At 67.1% G+C, this 21,310-nt stretch carries 14 protein-coding genes; 8 read left to right on the forward strand and 6 right to left on the reverse strand.

Translation table 11 applies throughout. From position 1 onward, the window contains the following. Positions 1 to 377 precede the first annotated feature (377 nt). Positions 378 to 1,025: a hypothetical protein gene (locus tag RIE32_10045; GenBank protein MEQ9096592.1), complete on the reverse strand. Its 648-nt coding sequence runs from the start codon at positions 1,023 to 1,025 to the stop codon at positions 378 to 380. A 594-nt stretch (positions 1,026 to 1,619) separates the two neighbouring features. Here RIE32_10045 and RIE32_10050 point away from each other — a divergent pair. Beyond that, complete coding sequence (locus tag RIE32_10050) at positions 1,620 to 2,375, forward strand: GC-type dockerin domain-anchored protein (GenBank protein MEQ9096593.1); 756 nt, start codon at positions 1,620 to 1,622, stop codon at positions 2,373 to 2,375. A gap of 21 nt (positions 2,376 to 2,396) precedes the next feature. Next, a complete protein-coding gene (locus tag RIE32_10055; GenBank protein MEQ9096594.1) occupies positions 2,397 to 3,635 on the forward strand; it encodes an Nramp family divalent metal transporter in 1,239 nt (412 codons plus the stop codon). A 45-nt stretch (positions 3,636 to 3,680) separates the two neighbouring features. Here RIE32_10055 and RIE32_10060 read toward each other — a convergent pair whose 3' ends face one another. Next, complete coding sequence (locus tag RIE32_10060; protein MEQ9096595.1) at positions 3,681 to 5,369, reverse strand: NAD-binding protein; 1,689 nt, start codon at positions 5,367 to 5,369, stop codon at positions 3,681 to 3,683. Between the two features lie 300 nt (positions 5,370 to 5,669). Between RIE32_10060 and RIE32_10065 the strand changes: the two genes are divergently transcribed. The 5 genes from RIE32_10065 (at position 5,670) to RIE32_10085 (ending at position 14,490) form a co-directional block, all read left to right on the forward strand. Then, positions 5,670 to 7,709: a GC-type dockerin domain-anchored protein gene (locus RIE32_10065; GenBank protein MEQ9096596.1), complete on the forward strand. Its 2,040-nt coding sequence runs from the start codon at positions 5,670 to 5,672 to the stop codon at positions 7,707 to 7,709. Positions 7,710 to 7,846: 137 nt separating this feature from the next. Next, positions 7,847 to 11,668, forward strand: coding sequence for a S41 family peptidase (locus RIE32_10070; GenBank protein MEQ9096597.1), 3,822 nt, complete (start codon positions 7,847 to 7,849; stop codon positions 11,666 to 11,668). A gap of 73 nt (positions 11,669 to 11,741) precedes the next feature. Then, on the forward strand, positions 11,742 to 12,209 hold the full coding sequence (locus RIE32_10075; protein ID MEQ9096598.1) for a RimK/LysX family protein: 468 nt from the start codon (positions 11,742 to 11,744) through the stop codon (positions 12,207 to 12,209). Beyond that, on the forward strand, positions 12,206 to 13,414 hold the full coding sequence (locus tag RIE32_10080; protein MEQ9096599.1) for a RimK family alpha-L-glutamate ligase: 1,209 nt from the start codon (positions 12,206 to 12,208) through the stop codon (positions 13,412 to 13,414). Before RIE32_10075 ends, RIE32_10080 begins: the two co-directional genes overlap by 4 nt. Further along, complete coding sequence (locus RIE32_10085) at positions 13,411 to 14,490, forward strand: M14 family metallopeptidase (GenBank protein MEQ9096600.1); 1,080 nt, start codon at positions 13,411 to 13,413, stop codon at positions 14,488 to 14,490. The genes RIE32_10080 and RIE32_10085 overlap by 4 nt, the downstream gene beginning before the upstream one ends. 6 nt (positions 14,491 to 14,496) lie before the next feature. Here the strand turns inward: RIE32_10085 and RIE32_10090 are convergent, their stop codons facing one another. The 4 genes from RIE32_10090 to RIE32_10105 form a co-directional block, all read right to left on the reverse strand. After that, a complete protein-coding gene (locus RIE32_10090) occupies positions 14,497 to 15,501 on the reverse strand; it encodes a DUF6159 family protein (protein MEQ9096601.1) in 1,005 nt (334 codons plus the stop codon). A gap of 145 nt (positions 15,502 to 15,646) precedes the next feature. After that, positions 15,647 to 16,957 (reverse strand): DUF1501 domain-containing protein, encoded by a 1,311-nt coding sequence (locus RIE32_10095; GenBank protein MEQ9096602.1) that lies wholly within the window; start codon positions 16,955 to 16,957, stop codon positions 15,647 to 15,649. A 32-nt stretch (positions 16,958 to 16,989) separates the two neighbouring features. Further along, entirely contained in the window at positions 16,990 to 18,567 is a 1,578-nt protein-coding gene (locus RIE32_10100; protein MEQ9096603.1) for a DUF1800 domain-containing protein, read from the reverse strand. Between the two features lie 143 nt (positions 18,568 to 18,710). Then, positions 18,711 to 20,384: a COX15/CtaA family protein gene (locus RIE32_10105; protein ID MEQ9096604.1), complete on the reverse strand. Its 1,674-nt coding sequence runs from the start codon at positions 20,382 to 20,384 to the stop codon at positions 18,711 to 18,713. A gap of 192 nt (positions 20,385 to 20,576) precedes the next feature. Here RIE32_10105 and RIE32_10110 point away from each other — a divergent pair, with 192 nt between their 5' ends. After that, positions 20,577 to 21,302, forward strand: a complete 726-nt coding sequence (locus RIE32_10110) for a cytochrome c3 family protein (protein MEQ9096605.1) — start codon at positions 20,577 to 20,579, stop codon at positions 21,300 to 21,302. Positions 21,303 to 21,310: the final 8 nt, after the last annotated feature.

Genomic DNA, 21,310 nt, shown 5'->3' on the forward strand with positions numbered 1-21,310 from the left:
CCGGCCCCTGGCGGGCCTCGCCCCCCCCTGCGCACTTCGCTCGCGGACGCGCTCGGCGGCGGCGGCGGCGCGGGGCACCCGGCGCGCGTGGGCGTGCCCGGTGGCGCCGCAGCAGCCGCCGAGCCCCGTCTTCGGGGCGAAAGCGCCTGCGGCGGCGCGGCGGCCCCCGGCCGCCCGGGCGCAGCCCGCAAGCGAGTCTTCGAGCGCCTCAAGAACACCAACATTGGTCGAGCCCCGGCGCAGCGTCCCGTCTTCGGGGCGCTCCGCCGGGGCGTCGAACTTCGGCGTACCTCGAGAGCAGGGTGCGTCCGGACCACCGTGCAGATCCAGAGCACGGTGCGCCCCGCACCCCGGCGCGCGTCCGAGCCGAGGCGTCCCTACGCCACCTGCTCCCCCTGCGCCCCGTTGCCCACGCCCATGCGGACGAGCGTGATGGGGCCCTCGACGGTCTTGTCGGTCTGCCGGGCGATGATCTGGTAGAGCACCTGGTCGGTCCCGTAGGGCACCGAGTTGTCGGTGTAGCTCTTGTCGGTCGCCGTGGCGATGGTCGTAAAGTTACTTTCGCCGGGCAGCTGCCGCGTGATGACGTAGAAGGTGCCCTGCGGCCCCTTGCCCTTCCAGCGCAGCTCGATCTTGCCGCTGGGCAGCAGGAGATAGCGAACGTCGCTGGGCGCCTCGGGCGGCGGCGTCTCGCTAGGGTTGGCCTTGGGGCTGAGCCCGCTGAGCACGTACACCTGCGGGTCGTCGCTGCTGGCGGCGAAGGCCTTGATCTGCAAGATAAGATCGCGGGCGCCGTCGAGCGCGACGTCGGCCTTGTCGTAGTAATTTTGTGTTGCGTTTTTCGCGGCCGCGCGTGCCGCGCCGGCGGCGGCCCGTGCGTTGGCCGCCTGGCTCGTGGCGGTGGCCACGGCCGAGACGTCAAGGGGATCCACGCCGATCGCCGCGGCGTTTTCGGTCCACAGGCCGATGCGTTCGCCCAGCCAGTCCAGTGCGGGCCCTCGTTGCGAGGGCATGTTGCGTCCCATGGTGGAACTCCGTTTCTGTGCGGGCGGCCCGGCGTGCGCCGCGGCCCCCTGGTTGTTGCTCGGCCGGGCACACGCCCGGGCCGCTTGTCTGACACGCTTGTCTGACACATCTGTCTGACACCCCATGGATCGACGGAGCGGGCAGGCGACTTTGGTCCGAGTTGGATGTTTTCGCAAAGTTTTTTGGAAGTCTCGCAGGGACAGGAACTTACGAACTCTCAGAAATCCGGAGTGCCGCCCCGGATCGCCCCCGCCGGGCCCGAGAACCCGAAGAACCGGTCCCGTTCATCGCGATGACGCGGCCGCTCACCGCGATGCACGGGCCGATCACCGCGATGAACGGAGCAATCACCGCGATGACGGGGCCGATCACCGCGATGAACGGCCGCGTCACCGCGATGCATGGTGGGTTCACCGCGATGACGGGGCCAATCACCGCGATGCACGGGCCGGTCACCGCGATGGACTGGGCCCTCACCGTGGTGTCTGGTCCCGGCGACGCGATGCCGCGAGCCGCGCACGCCGTGGCGCGAGCCAAATGCCCTTGCATCGCCCGCGCATTTCTGGTAACCTGCGTTCGGAAGGAGCGAGAACATGCCATCGACCCGATTTCCCGAGGCCGCGGCGACCGTCCTTGCCATGGCTCCCGCGATCGCCCTGGCCCAGCCCCTGAACACCAACCTCGTCGTCAACGGCGACGCGGAGACGGGCGACGTCTCCGGTTGGATCGACGGCGGCTTGCAACCGCGCGAGACGTCGGTGTCCGGCTCGCTCGGGGTGCCCGATTGCCTGGACATCGGCGCCTTCTGCTTCACGGGCCGGACGGGCGCGAGCGTCGAAACGCTGGAGCAGCGCATCGACGTGTCGGCGCGTGCCGCGCAGATCGACGCGGGCGAACTGACGTCGGTGTTCTCGATCCTCATGCAGTCGCGGATCGTGGGCGGTGCGCGCGATATCGCCCGGACCGAACTGGAGTTCGTCGATGCGGGCGGCATGATCCTGGAGAGCGCCGGCTTCGAGGATGCCGGGGCGTCGGGCGTCTTCGATTGGTCCCGGTCGTCCGACCGCCGCACGCCGCCCGCGGGCACCAGGACCATCGTGGTGCGGCTGGTCGCGACGCGGTCCAGCGGCTCGTCGACGGACGCCTACTTCGATCTTGCATCCCTGGCGCTCACCGACGAGTGCCGCCCGGACGTGGACGGCGACGGCGTCCTCACGATCTTCGACTTCCTTGCTTACCAGAACCTCTTTGCCGCCGGCGACCTGGGCGCGGACTTCGACGGTGATTGCGAGCTGACCCTGTTCGACTTCCTGGCCTTCCAGAACGCCTTCGACGCCGGCTGCCCGTAAGCGCCCCGCGTACCGTGGGCCATGGCCCCCGCCCGCCGCAATCTGCTCCTGCTCATCGGCCCGGGCGTGCTCGTCGCCGCGACGGGCGTGGGGGCGGGCGACCTGGCGACCGCCGCCTTCGCGGGCAGCAAGCTGGGCCTGGCCGTGCTGTGGGCGGTCGTGCTGGGGGCGCTGGTGAAGTTCGTCCTCAACGAGCAGCTCGCGCGGTGGCAGCTCGCCACGGGCACGACGATCTTGGAAGGGGCCATCTCGAAGCTGGGCCCGATCGTGTGGGCCGTGTTCGGCGCGTACCTGCTCTTGTGGAGCCCCTTCGTCGCCGTCGCGCTCATGAAGGCGTGCGGGGCGGTGCTCGGGGCGATGGTCCCCGGCCTGTCGGCGTGGGCGGGGGCCATCGGCTGCTCGCTGGCCGGGCTGGCGATGGTCTGGCTGGGCGGCTTCGGGCTTTTCCAGAGGGTCATGGCCGCGTGCATCGGCGTCATGGTCGTGGTGGTCGTCGCCAGCGCGGCGATGACCGCGCCCGCGTTGCTGGAGGTGGCCGGCGGCTTCGTCCCGCGCGTGCCCGAGGGCGGACAGGCGCTGGGCTGGACGATCGCCTTGATCGGCGGCGTGGGCGGCACGCTGACGATTATTTGTTATAACTACTGGATGCGCGAGGCCGGCCGCGAAGGGCCCGAGGACCTGAAGGTCTGCCGCATCGACCTGGCCGTGGGCTATTCGATGACGGCGCTCTTCGGCGTGGGCATGATCGTGCTGGCCGCGGGCGTGGCCGGCGGGGGCGAGCTGGAGGGCCGCGGGGCGTCGATCATCGTGCAGGTGGCCGACCGCATCGGCGGCGCGACGCATCCGTTCATGCGATGGGCGTTCCTGATCGGCGCGTTCGGGGCGGTCTTCTCCAGCGTGCTGGGCGTGTGGCAGGCGGTGCCCTACGTCTTCGCCGACTGGTGGGCGATGCGGCCGGGGTCGGGCAAGAGGGCGCCGGTCTCGACGAATTCATGGCCCTACCGCGGGTTCCTCATCGCGCTGGCGACGGTCCCGATGGTGCTGCTGGTGGTGCGCTTCGAGACGGCCCAGAAGGCGTATGCCATCGTGGGCGCGGCGTTCATCCCGCTGCTGGCCGTGGCGCTGCTGCTGTTGATGAACCGCCGCGCGTGGGTGGGCCGGATGCTGGCCAACCGCTGGTGGGCCAACGCGGCGCTGGTGCTGGCCCTGGCGGTGTGCGCCCTGGCGGCGTGGCAGTCGATCGCCGGCCGGCTGGGGTAGAGGGCTGGGGTAAAGGCCGGGAGTAGAGGGGCGGGGTGAGCCAAGCTAGCCCTCGTTGAACTTCTCGCGGAAGGCCTCGTGGGCTTCGACGTCGCCGATCAGCACCAGCTCGTTGCCCGCCTGGAGCACGGTGGTGGCCGGGGGGTTGGCCGTCAGGCCGTTCTTGTCGCGGTAGCCCACGATGGTGCAGCCGGTCGCCTCGCGCAGGCCGCTGTCCATGATCTTCTTGCCCACGACCGACCTGGGCACCTTGGCGTCGAAGACCTCCAGCCCCTGGGCGACGGTGACCAGCCGCCCCTGGTGCAGCAGGTTGTAGAAGGCCGATGCGCCCGTGCTGGCGTAGCTCTGCACGAAGTCGGCCCCCGCGCGGTGCAGCGCCGCCACGTGCTTGTCCAGCGTGCATCGGGCGATGACCTCGATGTCCGGCCGCAGCTTGCGGCAGAGCAGCGTGAGGTAGAGGTTCACGTCGTCGTTGTTGCTGGTGATGACCACGGTGGGGGCCTTGGCCAGGCCCGCCGCCTCGAGGATGCGCGGCTCGGCGGCGTCGCCCACGATGGTCTTGTCGGGATTGGTCACCCGCCGCTGGGCCCGCTCGATGACGCGGTAGTCGACCTCGCGCAGCTCGAGCGCCTCGGCCGTCGCCCGCCCGATGCGGCCGTTGCCGATGACGATCACCGGGTCGGCGCTGACGTTGTAGATGGCAAAGTGCTCGTCGTAAGCCTCCAGCTGCTCGGCCGAGCCGGCCACCAGCAGCACGGTGCGCTCGTTGACCACGGTGTCGGGCCGGGCCGGGCGGAAGACGCCGCGGTCCCACAGGCCCACGACGTTCACGCCCAGGTCGGTCAGGCGGTTCTCGCGCAGGCTCTTGCCGATCAGGGGCGTGCGGGCCGCGCTGGCCTCGGCGATGATGAGGTTGTCGAAGCGGGCCACCTCGTGCGTCACGGCGTCGCCGCCCGAGATGCACCGCGCCAGGGCCTGGCCCATGACGCGATCCAGGCGGATCACGCCCGTGGCGCCGGCCATCTCCATGATGGGCACCGACGCGCCCAGGTCGGCCGTCGCGAACACCGGCACCGTCTCGCTCACGGCGCGCACGGCGAAGGCCACGGCGGTGTCCTGCGCGTCGTTGCGCGTCGTGACCACCATGGCGGCGCTCGAGACCCGGGCCGCCCGGTACGTATCGGGGTCGTCCAGGTCGCCCACCATCACGCGGACGTCCTGGTCGTGCAGCTTGCGGGCGTGCTCCACGTCGGGCACCAGCACCACGTACGACTGGCCGACCTGCTGGAGCTTGGCGATCAGCGACTCGGTCACCGCGTCCAGGTGGGTCAGCACGACGTGGTCGCGCGTGGTCGCGGGCAGCTCGCGCGGGGTCCTGGCGGCGGTCTGGGCCTCCATCCATGGCGCGTAGAAGAACTGGATGAACATGAACGGCAGCAGCGCGAGCAGGAAGATCGTGCCGCTGATCACCACGAAGATGGAAAACAGACGCCCCAGGTCGCTCTCGAAGGTGATGTCGCCGAAGCCCAGCGTGCTCATCGTGACCAGCACCCAGTACAGGCCGCTGAGCCAGGAGTGCTCCTGCCCCTCGTACTCCATAATGACGTGAAAGAGCACCGTGTTGACCGCCATCAGGCCGACGAGCACCGCCATGAACCACCCCAGCACCTTCAGGTTGCGCTGGGTCCGGCGCTGGCGGGTCAGGATCATGATCTGCGCGGCGATCGACTTCATGGCCAACGGTAGGGGGCCGAAAAAATGGCGATCACCATTCTGAAACGAGGGAGTCGCTGCCTCACTGTGACCCCGGCCGGAGCTGGGCGACCCAAAATCGAAAAGTGGGGTGCAACCGAGTGTCGCCGGCCCGGTACAAGCTCGCGGGGAACATCAGCCAGCCGGCTGGAGCACATCGCCGAGCGCGACCGAACCCTGGGTTTGCCCGGCCGGCGTTGCCAACACGCCCATGGATCTATCCAAGTCCACATCCGAGATCCCAGCGAAAGGCTTGGATCCTTCAGAATCGAGGAATCACCAATGAAGTTCAAGATCGCAAGCCTGATCCTTCTCGGCGGCATCGCCGCCAGCGCAGCCGCACAAACCACGGGCATCCGCTGCGCCGAGCGGGACTTCCTGGGGGCGGCCGACTTCGGCCTCACCGCCGAGCACGTCGAGTTTGATGGAGGCTACGCGTTCGTCGCGTCCTCCTCACGCTTCAGGAACGGCGTGATCGTCTTCGATGTCCGCGACGCGGCCCAGCCGGAGATGGTGGCCTCATTCGGTTCGGGAAACACCCGCCGGTTCACCATCCGCGACTCGAAGATGTATGTCGCCTCGGACACGAGGGTGTTGGGCATCTATGACATCGAGGACCCGCTCAACGCCAGCGGGGTGGGGGGGCTCATTGGCAGCGGCGACGGGTATGCGGTGCAACTCGTTGGAGACATCGCGATCGTGGCCGCGGGACAGGCCGGCCTCGAGACGATCGACATCTCTGGCGTCGCGCCCCAGGCTCTGGGCATCGTCGATACACCCGGGCACGCCCGGGATGTCGCCGTACGCGATGGGTACGCCTACATCGCCGATGGCGAGATGGGCCTGAGGGTCATCGACATCCGCGATCCTGCCAACCCTCAGATCGTGTCGGGGCTCGACACGCCAGGGCTGGCGCGCCGCGTCGTGCTCAGCGACGACTACGCGTTCATCGCCGACGGTGTTGAGTTTCCCGATCGCGGTGGTGGCGTGCAGATTATCGACATCAGCGATCCTGCTGCGCCGACGCTTGCCGCGTCCTATGAGCCCCCGCAAACCGCCGTTGACCTGCGTGTGCAAGGGCACGAACTGTTCGTCGCTTTTCGCAGCGGCCGCATCGACATCCTCGACATCACCGATCCGACTTCGCCGGAGCTGACAAGCCAGTACAGCACGTACGGCAGTGTCGGAGCGTTGGCCGTCCGTGACGGTCTCGTCTCGATCGGGCAGTCCGTCGAGGGCCTGCGTCTGCTGGAGAGCTCCGACCCAGTCGAGCCGCCGGTCGTCGGCGAGTCGCTGGTCGAACTCGTACCCTTCGCACTCACCGTGCACGAGGGATTTGGCTACGTGGGCGACCGCGACGCCGGCCTGCACGTCTTTGATCTGGCCGATCCCGCGGCTCCCGCGCTCATCGCAACCTTGCCCATCGACGACGTGTCGACCCGGGTTGCTGTCGCGGGCCAGACGCTCTATCTGCCGACGCTCGGGTCCGAGCCGGCGATTCTGACGATCGATATCTCGTCCCCGGCAGAACCACAAGTCATCGGCAGCACGCCGGCGGCCGGCCCCGTGCTCGACCTCAGCATCCGCGACGACACCCTGTTCGCCCCGAGCGCGGATGCCGGACTGGTCGTCTACGACGCAGCCAACCCAGCATCTCTCCAGCAGATCGCCGCTCTGCCCGTTGGGACCGCGACACGCACCATCCTGGATGGCGACAGGCTCTTCCTCAAGGTTGGAGACACCTTCGATGATGCACGCATCGTTGTGGTCGATGTCGCCAACCCGGCCGATCCCATGATCCTTGGTGAAGCGACGGTGGCTGGATTCGCCAATGACATCGAGTACCTGGGCGGCGACGCTGTTGCGGTGGTAGGAGAACGTTTCTCGATCGTCAGCGTCGAGGATCCCGCCATGCCCTTCGTTGCTCGCGAAATCGATCAGCCTAGCGGCGCCCTTCAGTCTCTCCGACGGAGCGGAAACGTGCTGCTGGCCAGTGGTTCGGGGGCGTTCGTGTACGATGTCAGGAATCCCTTTGCTCCCACATATGCCGGTCGTACGGCTCTGGATAGCGGAGACACCGGCTTGGACTTCCTGGGCGGACTCGCGGTAGCCGTCTCTCATGACGGCCTGCACGTGTTCGACATCTCCGATTGTTGCCCAGCCGATCTGGACGGCGACGATGCCACCACGATCTTCGATTTCCTGACCTTCCAGAATCTCTTCCAGGACCGAGATCCGAGGGCAGACTTCGACGACGATGGCGATCTCACGCTGTTCGACTTCCTTGCCTTCCAGGACGCCTTCGCGGCCGGCTGTCCGTAGGCCAGACGTAAGTCCAGCCCCCACCTTCCGAATGACCCTGCCGGACCGCCGCTTCCGGCGCGTCCCCGCGAGCCCGGCCCTTGCCCTCCGATCGGTGGGCCGGTGCCGTACACTGCCCGATCTGGAGGTGTTTCTACATGGATAAGCGTCTAACCGTCGTTCCCGTTCTGGCCGCCCAGGCCATGCTCGTCTCGTGTGCCGGCTCGGCTGAGACCAGCACCGCCGAGCCCGCTCGCATTGTCGCGGCATCGGGACAACCCTTGTCCGCCCGCCAGGCAGGCGACCAGCAGGACGGCGATTACGCCGGCATGCTCCGCTTCCCCGCCGTCAGCGATGAACACATCGTGTTCTCTTACGGCAACGACCTGTGGCTCGTCTCGCGCGATGGCGGTCGGGCCGAGCCGCTGGCCAGCCCGCCCGGGCAGGAGCTCTTCCCCCGCTTCAGCCCCGACGGCCAGCACGTGGTCTTCCAGGGCAACTACGACGGCGATCGCGACCTGTACACCCTGCCCATCGAGGGTGGCGTGCCCGAGCGCGTGACCCACCATCCGTCCAACGAGACGCCCACACAGTGGCACGACTCGGGCGTCATGTTCTTCATGAGCGGCACCGCCGGCCTGGGGCGCCAGCAAGAGGTCTTCCGCGTGCCGGCTGATGGCGGCCTGCCCGAGCGCATGCCCGTGCCCTACGGCGCCAACGGCGTGCTGAACGACGACGGCACCTGGCTTGCCTACACGCCCATCCAACGCGATGCACGCACCTGGAAGCGATACCGCGGCGGCATGGCCAGCGACGTCTGGCTGTTCAACATCAACACCAACGAGAGCCGCCAGATCACCGATTGGGAGGGCACCGACAGCCTGCCCATGTGGCACGGCGACTCGGTGTATTACGTCTCGGACGCCGGCGATGACCACCGCCTGAACATCTGGCGCTACGACGTGGACAGCGGCGAGCGCGCCCAGGTCACCAACTTCACTGACAACGACGTGAAGTTCCCATCGATCACCGGCGGCGACAACGCGGCCATCGTCTTCAGCCTGGGCACCAAGCTGCACTTGCTCGACCTGGACGCCAACGAAGTGAGCGAAGTCAACGTCACCATCCCAGGCGCTAAGCCTGCGGTGCGTCCGCGCACCGTCGACGCGGCCGACCACATCCAGGCCGGCGGCATCAGCTCCACCGGCAAGCGCGTGGTCGTCGAGGCCCGTGGCGACATCTGGACCATCCCCGCCGAGAACGGCCCGCCCCGCCAGCTCACCGACACCAGCCGCTGGGCCGAGCGCAACCCCGCCTGGAGCCCCAGCGGCCGGTGGATTGCCTACGCCAGCGACGAGAGCGGCGAGTACAACATCCACCTGGTGCAGAGCGACGGCAAGGGCGAAACCCGCCAACTGACCGACATGGACGGCAAGTATTGGATGTCCATGGCCTGGTCGCCCGACAGCAAGACCCTGCTGGCGATCGACAAGTCGGGCGAGATGTACCTCATCGACGTTGAGAGCGGCGAAGCCAACCAATTCGACAAGGAGCCGATGGCAAATGTGCCCAGCGTGAGCTGGAGCCCCGACAGCCGCTACGTCACTTACGCCAAGACCGAAGGCAACATGCTCACGGCGGCCATCTTCATCCACGACACCGAAGACGGCACGACCCACCAGGTCACCAGCGGATACTTCGGCGATGGCTCGCCCGTCTTCGGACGCGACGGCAAGTACCTGTTCTACACGTCCAACCGCGAGTTCACCAGCCCGCAGTACGAGACCGTGGGCGCCAGCTTCATCTACGCCAACGCCGGCCGCCTCATCGCGGTGCCGTTGACCGAAGAAGTCGAGAACCCGCGTCTGGTCGAGGTCGATGAAGAGACCTGGGAAGAAGACAAGCCCGAAGACGAAGACGCGGAGGAATCAAGCGACGAAGCCGACGAGTCCGCCGACGAGGGCGAAGGCGATGAAGGCGACGAGGCCGCCGCCGATTTGAGCCCCATCGAGGGCACCTGGGCCGGCACCGCCACGGGCCTGGCCGCCCTGGGCCTGCCCATGGACGAGCTCGAGGTCACGATGTACTTCAAGAAGCTCGACGACGGCACCTTCGTGGGCGCCAGCGAGAGCCAGGGCGAGACCTCCGACTACGACAGCGTTACCTTCGACGAGGCCACCGGCAAGCTGGTCACCACCAGCAGCGAGGGCCCCATGACCTCCAAGACCGAGGCAACCCTCAGCGGCGACACCCTCACCGGCACATGGAGCATCTCGGGCCCGCTCGAGGGCAGCGGCCCATTCACCGCCACCCGCCAGAGCACCGAGGTCCCCGACGGCATCATTTCCGACGAGGCCGGCAGCGGCGGCGACGACGGTGAGGTCGAGCCCACCGAGATCACCTTCGAGGGCTTCGAGGCCCGGAGCTTCGCTCTGCCCGTCGCCGCCGGCAGCTTCAACGGCCTGGTCAGCAACAACCAGGGCCACCTGCTCTACAACAGCTTTGGCGGCGGCGCGCCCACCGTCAAGATCATCGATATGTCGGGTGACGAGATCGAAGAGAAGACCGTCGTCGCCGGGGCGCAGATGGTCGACGTTTCGGGCGACGGCAAGAAAATCCTGCTGGCCGGGGCCGGCAACCGCTGGAAGATCGCCGACGCCCGCGCGGGCCAGTCGATGTCAGGCGCGCTGAGCCCCAACGACCTGCGCAAGCAGCTCGACCCGCGCGAAGAGTGGCGTCAACTCGTGCAGGACGCATGGCGTCGCCATCGCGATTTCTTCTACGTCGAAAACATGCACGGCGTCGACTGGGACGCGGTCTATGACCACTACTCGCAGATGGTCGACCACGCCGCCAGCCGCGAAGACGTGAGCTTCATCATCGGCGAGATGATCGCCGAGCTCAACGTGGGCCACGCCTACTACTGGGGCGGCGACGTCGAAGGCCAGCCCAGCGAGAACGTCGGTTTGCTGGGCGTCGACTTCGAGGCCGTCACCGAGAACGGCGAAGACGGAGAAGCGTCCGGCTTCCGCATCACCAAGATGTACGGCGGCGCCCCTTGGGACACCGACGCGCGCAACCCGCTGGACACCCTCGGCGTCGACGTCGAAGAGGGCGACATCATCACCCACGTCAACGGCAAGCCCGTCGACGCATCGAAGGACCCCTGGGCCGCCTTCATCGGCACCGTCGGCCAGCAGACGACCATCACCGTCGTCGACAGCCTGACCGGCGACGAAGAGGCCATCAACGAGCGTACCTACACCATCGAGCCCATCGGCAACGACCAGGCCCTGCGCTACCGCGACTGGGTCGAGTCCAACCGCCAGTACGTCGAGGAAGCCTCGGACGGCAAGATCGGCTACATCCACGTGCCCGATACCGGCGTCAACGGCCAGAACGAGCTCTTCCGCCAGTTCTACGCCCAGATCCAGAAGGATGCCCTGATCATCGACGACCGCTGGAACGGCGGCGGCCAGATCCCCACGCGATTCATCGAGTTGCTCAACCGGCCGCGCACCAACTACTGGTACCGCCGCGACGGGAAGGACTGGCCCTGGCCCTACGACAGCCACCAGGGCCCCAAGGCCATGCTGATCAACGGCTCGGCCGGCTCGGGCGGCGACATGTTCCCCTGGCTCTTCAAGCACAACGATCTGGGCCCGCTGATCGGCCGGCGCACCTGGGGCGGCCTGGTGGGCATCAGCGGCGTGCCCCCGCTCATCGACGGCGGCTACACCGCCGTGCCCAACTTCGGCTTCTATCGCGCTGATGGCACCTGGGGCATCGAGGGCCACGGCGTCGATCCGGACATCGACGTCATGGATGATCCCACGAAGCTTGCCGGCGGCGAAGATCCGCAGATCGACGCGGCCGTGGACTACCTGCTCGAGGCCATCGAGCGCGAGGGTTACCAGCCCCCGCAGCGGCCGGAAGAACCCGACCGCAGCGGCTTCGGCATCGATCCCGCCGATCGCTGAACCAGCCAAGTATTCACGCAAGGCCCGGTCGATTGACCGGGCTTTCTCGTGCGCTCGCTACAATGGAACGCCGATGGCCGATCAAGACGACAGGCTGTACATCGTGGGCTGGCGCGAGCGTGTCGCGTTGCCCGAGTGGCGCATTCGCGGCGTGCGCGCCAAGATCGACACGGGCGCCCGCACCAGCGCCATCCACGTCCAGACGTTCGAGCAACTGCCCAACGCCCGCGTCCGCTTCGAGGTCGTCATGCGTGAACGACCCGAGCGTCGCACCAAGTGGGTCGAGGCCGACGTGGTCCGAGAGTCGATCGTCAAGCCCAGCAATGGTCAAGTGCAGGTCCGGCCGGTCGTCAAGACGACGCTGGTCATTGGCCCCCTCTCGATGGAGGCCGAGGTCGGGCTGGTCTGCCGAAAGGGCATGCTCTGCCGGATGCTGGTCGGTCGCCGCGCCATCGCGGGCCTTGCCCTGGTCGATCCGTCCGCCCGCAACCTGCTCTCTTCGACCTCTTCCGATCCTGAACGCAGAAAGGCAACCCCGTGAAGCTCGCGATTCTCTCCACCGCACCCAAGTGCTACAGCACGCGCCGATTCAAGCAGGCCGCCGAGAAACGCGGCCACAAGGTCAAGGTGCTCAACACCCTGCGCTTTTCCATCGATCTCGAACACGGCGACCCGGACCTGTTCTACCGCGGCAAGCAACTTGGCGACTATGACGCCATCCTGCCCCGCATCGGCGCTTCGATCACCTACTTCGGCACCGCCGTCGTGCGTCAGTTCGAGCAGCTGGACGTCTACACGCCCAATACGGCCAACGGCATCCTCAACTCGCGCGATAAGCTCCGCAGCATGCAGATCCTGAGCCGCCACGACATCGGCATCCCGCACTCGTGCTACGTGCGGGACCGCAACGACGTGCTGCCCGCCATCGATCGCATCGGCGGCGCGCCGGTCATCATTAAGCTCATCGAGGGAACCCAGGGCGTGGGCGTGATCCTGGCTGAGTCCAACAAGGTCGCCGAGGCCATCATCGAGACGCTCCAGGGTGCCAAGCAGAACGTGCTGGTCCAGAAGTTCGTGGCCGAGAGCAAGGGCAAGGACATCCGCGCCCTGGTGGTCGGCGACCGCGTCGTCGCCGCGATGCGCCGCGTGGCGCAGGGCACGGAGTTTCGAAGCAACGTGCATCGCGGCGGGCGAACCGAGCCCGTCACGCTCGATGCCGCCTACGAAGAAGCGGCCGTTCGGGCGGCGCAGATCATGGGGCTCCGCGTGGCTGGCGTCGACCTGCTGGAAAGCAACGAGGGTCCGCAGGTCATGGAGGTGAACTCTTCGCCGGGCATGGAGGGCATCGAGGGCGCGACCGATCTCGACGTCGCGGGCTCGATCATCGACTACATCGCCAACCAGGTCGACTTCCCGGAAATCGACATCCGTCAGCGCCTCACCGTCAGCACGGGCTACGGCGTCGCCGAACTCCACATCCCCGAGGGTTCGGAGTTCGTCGGCAAGACCATCGAGGCCTCGGGCCTGCGAGAGCGAGACCTTACCGTGCTGACCGTCAATCGGGGGACGGCGGTGTTCTCCAATCCCAAGGGCTCACGCGTGCTCGAGTCGGGCGACCGCCTGCTCTGCTACGGCAAGCTCGAGACCATGCGAGACCTCGTCCCAGGGCGGAAGAAGCGCACGAAGAAGGCCCGCATCGGCAAGCTCGACAAGCAACTCGTCGAGGCGCTGGAGGCTGACAAGTGACCCAGCGGATCGGCGTGCTCTCGTGGACGGACCTGGACGTCAAGCCCGGGCAGCACAAGGAAGGCCGGCTCGTGGTCTCCGAGAGTTACGCCGGCGTGGACATCGCCATCCCATTCAGCGTCTGGCGCGGCAAGGCCGACGGACCGGCCGTGTTCATCACGGCCGCGGTCCATGGCGATGAGATCAACGGTACCGGCGCGATCCGCCACATCCTGATGAACTGGCCCTTCACGCTCTCGGCCGGCACGCTCGTGCTCGTTCCGGTCGTCAACCTCATGGGCTTCGAGCGCAACAGCCGCTACCTGCCCGATCGTCGCGACCTCAACCGCAGCTTCCCCGGCTCGCCCACGGGCAGCCTGGCCGCCCGGCTTGCGCACGCCGTCTTTGAAGGTCTCGTCAAGCCATGCCAGTTCGGCATCGACCTGCACACGGCTGCCGTCCGCCGAACCAACTTTCCAAATGTTCGTGCGAACCTGAAAGACCCGGCCATCGCCGAGTTCGCCCGCGCCTTCGGCGCCGAATTGACCATGCACGGCGCTGGGCCGGATGGCTCGCTCCGAGCCGCGGCGTGCGATGCGGGCGTGCCCACGCTCATCCTCGAGGCCGGCGAGGTCTGGAAGGTCGAACCAACGTACGTAGAACATGCGGTGCGCGGCATCCGCAACTGCCTCATCCACCTGGGGATGGTCGAAGGCGAGCCCGAGAAGCCCGCGTACCGCATCGAGGCCGATTCATCCAAGTGGGTTCGGGCCGATCGCGGCGGCTTCCTGAGTTTCCACGTCTCTCCCGGCGAATTCATCGCCAAGGGCGACCCGATCGCCACCAATACCGATCTGCTGGGCAACGAACAGAACGTCATCGAAGCGCCGCAGGCCGGCGTCATCCTGGGCATGACCACCATCCCCAGCGTGGCGCCGGGCGATCCCATCTGTCACATTGCCGTCCCCAGCCGCGGAGCATTGCAGAAGGCAGAGGCCGCCCAGGACAAGCTGGCCGACCATCACCTCCACGAGCGAACCCGCGAAGACCTCGCGCGCAACGTTCACCTCAGCGATGCGCCCGACTCGGGCGACTGACCTGCGTCAGGCGGCATCGCCCTCGGCCGCCTTCTTGCGCATGTCCGCAAGCGACGGTCCGGAGGGTCGCTCGGGCAGGGTTGCGGGCATGCCTCCGAACGAGGGCTTGGCCGCAACCGGCTCTTCCTCAGCCTCTGGCCGTTCATTGCCGATGCGGATGCCGGCGCTGCCGCCCTTGCCCGCGAATGCCATGTCGAGCAGTTGATCGTCGAAGCCGTCGGAAGAACTACCCGTGCGGGCGTATACGTAGAGCACGGCGTTGGTGATCGACTCGAGCGTCATCGACACCAGCACCATCAGCCCCATCCACGCCAGGCCCAGCACGATGCCGAGCCCGCCGATGATCGGATCGCCAGTCATCATCGCCAGGAACATCACCGAGAAGCCGGCCACGACGCCCAGTCCCACGAACAACCCATTGGCCCAGTTGGCGACCAGCCCCTCGCCCCACGTCTGCTTCACGAGCGAGAACGAGCGACCGATGGCCTTGTGGGCCGGCGCCCGCTCCACGATCAGCACCGGCACGACGAAGTACGTCATCGCCGTCCACGCCGAGCCGAGAAGCAGCGCAATGATCTTGCCCACAAGCTTCGATCGCTGCTCGATCATCTTGAGTGCAAAGCCCACCGAGGCCGCGATGACCGCCCACATGAGTATCAAGCTGAGCCGATCCCACGCGATCCGAAGCCCGTCGCTGAGCTTGTAGGGCCGCCCGTCCAGGTGCATCATCGTGACGCCGACCAGCGCCGAATTGAAGAACAGCGTCACGAAATAGCAGCAGAAGTACAGCAGGAACATCACCAGCATCGGTCCGGCGTCCGACGTCTGTTCCTCGCTCATGAAGATGTTCCGTCCCGTCGTCGTACCGACGATGGGCGCCACGAAGCTCGCCACGACCATCAGCGAGGCGATCGAGCTGAGCAAGGGAAACACGATGAGCTTCTTGTTTTCCTTGAGCAGCCCCAAGCTCGCCATCGACAGAGCCCAGCCATTGCGCATGCGTGTGAACATCCACCGCCTCCAACGGGGCTCGCATCATCGAGAGCCCGTCTGTGCGATGGATCGGCTTCGTCACGCGGCTTGCTGTGGCCAAAAGCGGCCCTGCGACTGTTGGGGAACGCCGACTGTCACGGTTGGGCAATTCCGAACGTCCGCATCACGACTTACCGAGCACCAGTGCCGGCCGATAACGCCGGTTCAGGATCGCCTCCGCATCGGCGCCCATCCAGCTGTCCAGCACGCCGGCATACACGTGCCGGAAGTCAAGCGTGTGCTTCAGGTCGCCGCCGTCCAGGTCGTTCATCGAAGGATGCGTGCCATGCACGCCCGGCCGCACCATCGGGCCGAACAGGAACATCGGCGCCGCCGTGCCGTGGTCGGTGCCACCGCTGGCGTTCTGCGACACGCGCCGCCCGAACTCGCTGAAGGTCAGCGTCATGACGCGGCCATCGTTGCCCTGTTCCTTCAGGTCCTGATAGAACGCCCGGATCGACTGCGCCATCTGGCCCAGCAGCTGCGCGTGGCGCCCGTTGGCGCCACCCTGGCCCGCGTGCGTATCGAAGCCACCAAGCGTGGCGTAGTAGATGCGCGTCTTCAGCCCGGCCCGGATCATCTGCGAGATCATCGACAGTTGGCGTGCAAGCCCGTTGCCGGGGTATCGCACCAGGGGCTGGGCGGAGACGGCCTGACGGATCAGGTCGCTGCTGACCTGCGCATCCAGTGCCGTCTTGGTCAGGAAAGCCTCGTTGGTGTCGGCCGATGCCACCTCGCGCCGGTTCAGGCGGTCGTATTCACCCTTGAGCGTGCGATCATGGTCTTCACCCAACCAGCGGAACACGTCGGCGCTCTCGAACGAAACCGGATTTACCTTCCGACCCTGCATCGCGAGCGGAGCCGTACGTCCCATCGCGACGGCTGGCGGGCCCGCGTTCGCGCCCTCGAGCGATCCGCTCTCGCCCTTGCCGAAGCCCACGCACTCGCTGTCAAGATATCGGCCAATCCAGCCGTCACCCGTGCCGCTGGTGTCGGCGGTGTGCCAGATGTCCATGCTCTTGAAGTGGGAGCGATTCGGATTTGGGTAGCCCACGCCCTGGAAGACCGAGCAGAGCCCCGCGTCGTACATCTCCTTCATCGGCGCGAGCGCGGGGTGCAGGCCCAAACCCTGGCGGCTGTCGAGTTGCAGCACGCGGTCCTTGGCGATGCCGATGCCCCGCCGTGCACGGTAGTACTCATCCATGTCGTAGGGCACCACGGTGTTCAGCCCGTCGTTGCCGCCCGAAAGCTGCACGACGACCAGCACGCGGTCTTCGGGCACGCCCGCGAGGCTGCTGAGCAAGGCGCTGGGCGAGGGAAGCCCCCATGCCGCCGATTGCACGAACCCCGGCGCGGCAATGGAAGCCGAAGCCAGCATCATCCCTCGTCCCAGGAACGCGCGCCGCGTAAAGGCCTTCGAATCGTGCAGGTCCATGCTGAAACTCCTCCCGGGTCTTCCAGAGCCGCCTAGCAGAGCTGGTATTCGGGCATCGCCGCCACCAGCAGCAGCATATCACGCAGTGCCTCACCATCGCGAGCGCCGCCGCGACGCTCGAGCACGTCCTTCAGCGACGAGATCGCATGGGAAGGCGTCCGGCCGAGCGTGTACCGAAGCACGCTCCGAACCGTGTGCTCGTCGTCGCCCGCGCCCAAAGCCTCGCGAAGCTCGGCCATGATCGCCTCGGGCTCGTAGGGCTGCATGTCGGCCAGGGCGTCGGGGCCGTTGGGCTTACGGCCGGTCAATAGGAACGCCATGGTGTTCTGCCGAACGAACATGGTGGAGGTGTTGATCCACGCACGACCGCCCGCCCAGCCCGCAACCGAAGGCGGGAAGAACAGGCTCTGCCCCATCAACTCCATCGCGTCCAGCAGGGCCGAAAGATCCCGCACCGGCGTCCGAAGCTCGCGCACGCCGCCAACGACCAACTCAGCCGGGCTCTTGATCCGCTGTCCGCGCACCGCTTCGCTGTAGAAGTGGCGGCTGATCAAGAGCTCTCGGAGCAGCGGCTTTACTTCGTACCTCTTTTGCACGAACGTGGATTGCATCTCGTCGAGTACCGCGCCCTGCGCAGGCGAGTACTCGCGAGGTTCTTCGGGCAGGCCACCGACGAAGAACTCGTACAGCTTGCGGGTCATGTACACGCTCGTCGCCCGCTGAGCGAGAATAGCCGTGACGAACCCGTCGCCGTCGTACTCGCCCGTGCGGCCGAAGATGCGCTTGCGGCCATCGTCGTGGTTCTCGCGGTTCAGCACGAATTCATCGTCGACGAACGTGTAGCCCGTCAGCGCCCGGGCGCCTTCCTTGATGTCGCTTTCGGAGTAGTTGCCCACGCCCATGGAGAACAACTCCATGAGCTCGCGGGCCAGGTTCTCGTTGGGCCGGCCCTTGCGGCTGTCGTTATTGTCCAGGTACGCCAGCATGGCCGGATCGCGGATGATCTCGTGCATCAACTGGCCGTAGTTACCCAGCGCATGCTTGCGGAAGCGCTGGTTCTGCAGGAACATGTGGTAGCTGTCTTCGATCGTGCGGTAGCTCGTGGGGAAGTGCCCATGCCAGAACAGCGTCATCTTCTCTTCCAGCGGCCGCGGTGTTTCGATCATCCGCGTCAGCCACCACCGCTGGATCTCGCGCATCTGCCGGCGATCCCACACCTGGGCCTGCTGACGCATCGCGCGAAGGTTGGCCAATGCATCCTCGTCGCGGGCGCGGCGGGCCTGGGCGGCGATGCGCCGCTCTTCCTCGGTGTACGGTCGCATGATGTTGCGGTCGAACAGGTCGGCCTCGACCGCCGCATCGGGCGCGTCGGGCGTTTCCAGAAGATAGTCCACCGCGCGCTCGGGACCCATGCTTGCAATGGCCGAGATCTGTCCGGGCGTCCCTCCGAATCCCGCGCGCCACAAGAGATGCCTCGCCTGGTCGAAGCCGAACTCCGAAGCTTCAATCGGCTCCCACACACGGCGAAGGTCCACACGCTCACGCCGCTGCCGCTCGGCGAGCGTCTCGGCCCGCGTGTCCTGCTGGGTTCCCTGGTTCTGGCCGGGCATGGTTGTGCTCCACCGTGTGCACGCCGCGCGAACGAACCCGTAGCGCCCCACGCCACTCATCGGCCGTCCGCATCAGCCCAACGCAACAACCGGCCCGAGCATTGCACGCCGCCCGACGATACGTAGTCATGCTGTTGGTGGGTTCAGACCGCCGCGGGTTCCACCGCCGGGGACTTCCGCGATGCCAGCACGAGCCCGCCCCACACGATCGCCGCGCTGGTCGTGGCCAGCAGCAGGGCCCCATTGGCCTGGTGGGCGAACGTGACCAATGCCGTGGCCGCCGGCACGCTCGCAGCGTCCGCTAACTGTTCGGCCGTGGGAACCACTCGCCGCTCGCCGCCGGTCACCAGGGCAAAAGCCGCCCAGCCCAGGATGAACTGGAGAATCACCGCGGCAAAGAGCAACTTGCCAAGCCGGCCGCACACCCGAGCGCCGCGGGCATCGCCAGGCTCGCCGCTCTCGCGCGACGGTCCGGAGCCCTGCCCCATCAGCGCAAAGCCCACGACGGCCGCCAGCACGACCACCACGATGGAGAATCCCATATGCCCGTGCAGCGCCGGGCCCGACCACGACGTGGGCTCGGCGGCCATGCTCCCGTGCCGGTACATCGCCCCCATGATCAACTGCAAGACCAGCGACACCAGCAGCGCCCACGCGCCCACGCGCACCCAGGCCCGCGGACGATCGATCGATCGCAACGCACGAGCCGCCGGCGAGAGCCAGGCCGCGAACATCACCATGGAAGCGAAGTACGCCTGACCGAGCACGCCGTGGATGGTGCCCAGCAGTGGGTTCGCTTCGGTCACTCGGGTGCCGCCAAGCACGCCTTGAGCGCTCACCATCAGGATGAGCGCCGCGGCCGCCTGTGCAGGCCGATCGGCCCGCAGAGCCAGGAGGAACCACGCCACGCTGGCCACGGCCACCGCCACTGCGATGCCTCCGAAGGCCATGCCGCCCAGGTCCTCGGCCATGTGCAGACGAAGCCCCACGACCAGCACCGCCCCCACGAGCACCACCACGGCCACGGACACAGGCACGTCGAACCGACGCCGGAGCGCCGCGGTCGACCACACAAACACCGCCAGTGCGATGGTGGTGATGCCCACCAGCGAACCAAACAGCCGGTGCGTGTGTTCGAGGAAGATGCGCGGATCGGCCATGAGCGCAATGGGATACAGGAACATGTTCGCGCCGTACGTGCCCGGCCAGTCCGGCACCGCAAGGCCCGACCCCGTGCTGGTCACCAGGCCGCCCAGCAGCAGCAGGGGCGCGACGGCCGCGAAGGCCACGATCGCGAATCGCGATGCCCAGTACGCCGCCGGCCGCGTCGGCAACGGCCCCTTGATCAGGCTGCCGATGAGCCCGCACACCGCCCCGCCCACCGCGCTCGCCGCCAGGAAGCCCAGCATCGCCACGCCGGCCGAGGGCGTCAGCCCGGCTGATCCCTGAGCCGGCTCGGCGCCGTCGATGGTCTCGGAAACAAGCGAGCCCATGATCAACAGATTCAGGAGGGCAGCCAGCAAGGCAGTCGCTCCGCCGGAAGCCCAGCCCAGCCGTCGGCCGCCAAACGCCCCGGCAAGTGCGGACCCGGCCACGATGACCAGCCCCATGCCAGGGCCGGCGATGCTCGCGGGGAGATCGAGCCATGGCTGATGTCCTATAAGCCATACCAACCACATCGTGATCGCGGTCGCAAAGCCGAGCACGACCGTCGGCCCGACGATCGATCGCGTCGAAACGCCGGCCGTTTGGTTTTCGATAGCATCGACCGCGGCTGCGGCTGATCCAGTGGCGATGGCGGGCTGGTTGGCGGTCATTGAGACTCCGTCTCACTTTCCGTAAAACAGTACTTTTTTCTGTCTAAGTGTACGCCGCCGCTGCTTTTTGGGTCGTTCGGTGGGAATATTGGGGCAACGCTGGGCCGAGAGGCCCGGCGACGCTTGTTTAGGCCCGACGCGGCCGTCCATGGGTGGGCGGGAGCCGCGTGGGGATTGCACGGGAGGCGTCCGGTGTCCGTTCGATTCCCCGTCTGGATGAACGTGCTGCCCACGGTGGGCGCGATCGGTGGGGCCCTGGGCCTGATCGCCGCCATTTCCATCGTGACGTACTACTTCACGCCCAAGTACTGGGAGGTGGGTTACATGCCCACCCAGCCAGGCTCGGGCTTCAGCCACCAGATCCACGCCGGCAAGCTCGGCATGGACTGCCGCTATTGCCACACGCACGTGGAGAAGTCGGCCGAGGCAAACGTGCCCCCCGTGTCGACGTGCATGGGCTGCCACACCGATGGCATGCTCGCGCCGGCGTACGACCCCAAGGAGAAGGTCGAGTTCGTTCGGACCGCATGGACCGAGGATGCGTCGATTCCCTGGGAGCGCATCCACAAGCTGCCCGACTACGTGCGCAACTTCCCGCACCACGTGCACGTCAACGCAGGCGTGAGCTGCTACTCGTGCCACGGCCAGATCGAAGCCATGCCCGTGGTCTATCAGGCCGAGGCATTGAGCATGAGCTGGTGCTTGGACTGCCACCGCGGCATCGGCGACGCCATGGATGGGCACGACGACCCCGCGATGTATCTCGTGCCCCACGACAAGGTCACCGACCTGGAGTGGGTCGAGACCACCTGGCTCGGTGACATGGCCGGGACTCAGGCCCAGACCGCCAGCGTCCAGGCCGTTCTCGAGGGCATCCGTCAGATGCCCCCGGAGAACTGCGGCGCCTGCCACTACTAGTTTCGCTC

This window comes from Phycisphaerales bacterium (assembly GCA_040221175.1).
In the GTDB taxonomy this organism is placed as follows: domain Bacteria; phylum Planctomycetota; class Phycisphaerae; order Phycisphaerales; family UBA1924; genus JAHCJI01.

Excerpts from the sequence above, each read along its gene's own strand:
- RIE32_10065 (MEQ9096596.1), top strand. The coding sequence starts at position 5,670 with ATGAAGTTCAAGATCGCAAGCCTGATCCTTCTCGGCGGCATCGCCGCC.
- RIE32_10090 (MEQ9096601.1), bottom strand. The coding sequence starts at position 15,501 with ATGTTCACACGCATGCGCAATGGCTGGGCTCTGTCGATGGCGAGCTTG.
- RIE32_10050 (MEQ9096593.1), top strand. The coding sequence starts at position 1,620 with ATGCCATCGACCCGATTTCCCGAGGCCGCGGCGACCGTCCTTGCCATG.
- RIE32_10075 (MEQ9096598.1), top strand. The coding sequence starts at position 11,742 with ATGGCCGATCAAGACGACAGGCTGTACATCGTGGGCTGGCGCGAGCGT.
- RIE32_10045 (MEQ9096592.1), bottom strand. The coding sequence starts at position 1,025 with ATGGGACGCAACATGCCCTCGCAACGAGGGCCCGCACTGGACTGGCTG.
- RIE32_10055 (MEQ9096594.1), top strand. The coding sequence starts at position 2,397 with ATGGCCCCCGCCCGCCGCAATCTGCTCCTGCTCATCGGCCCGGGCGTG.
- RIE32_10060 (MEQ9096595.1), bottom strand. The coding sequence starts at position 5,369 with ATGAAGTCGATCGCCGCGCAGATCATGATCCTGACCCGCCAGCGCCGG.
- RIE32_10105 (MEQ9096604.1), bottom strand. The coding sequence starts at position 20,384 with ATGACCGCCAACCAGCCCGCCATCGCCACTGGATCAGCCGCAGCCGCG.
- RIE32_10095 (MEQ9096602.1), bottom strand. The coding sequence starts at position 16,957 with ATGGACCTGCACGATTCGAAGGCCTTTACGCGGCGCGCGTTCCTGGGA.
- RIE32_10070 (MEQ9096597.1), top strand. The coding sequence starts at position 7,847 with ATGGATAAGCGTCTAACCGTCGTTCCCGTTCTGGCCGCCCAGGCCATG.
- RIE32_10100 (MEQ9096603.1), bottom strand. The coding sequence starts at position 18,567 with ATGCCCGGCCAGAACCAGGGAACCCAGCAGGACACGCGGGCCGAGACG.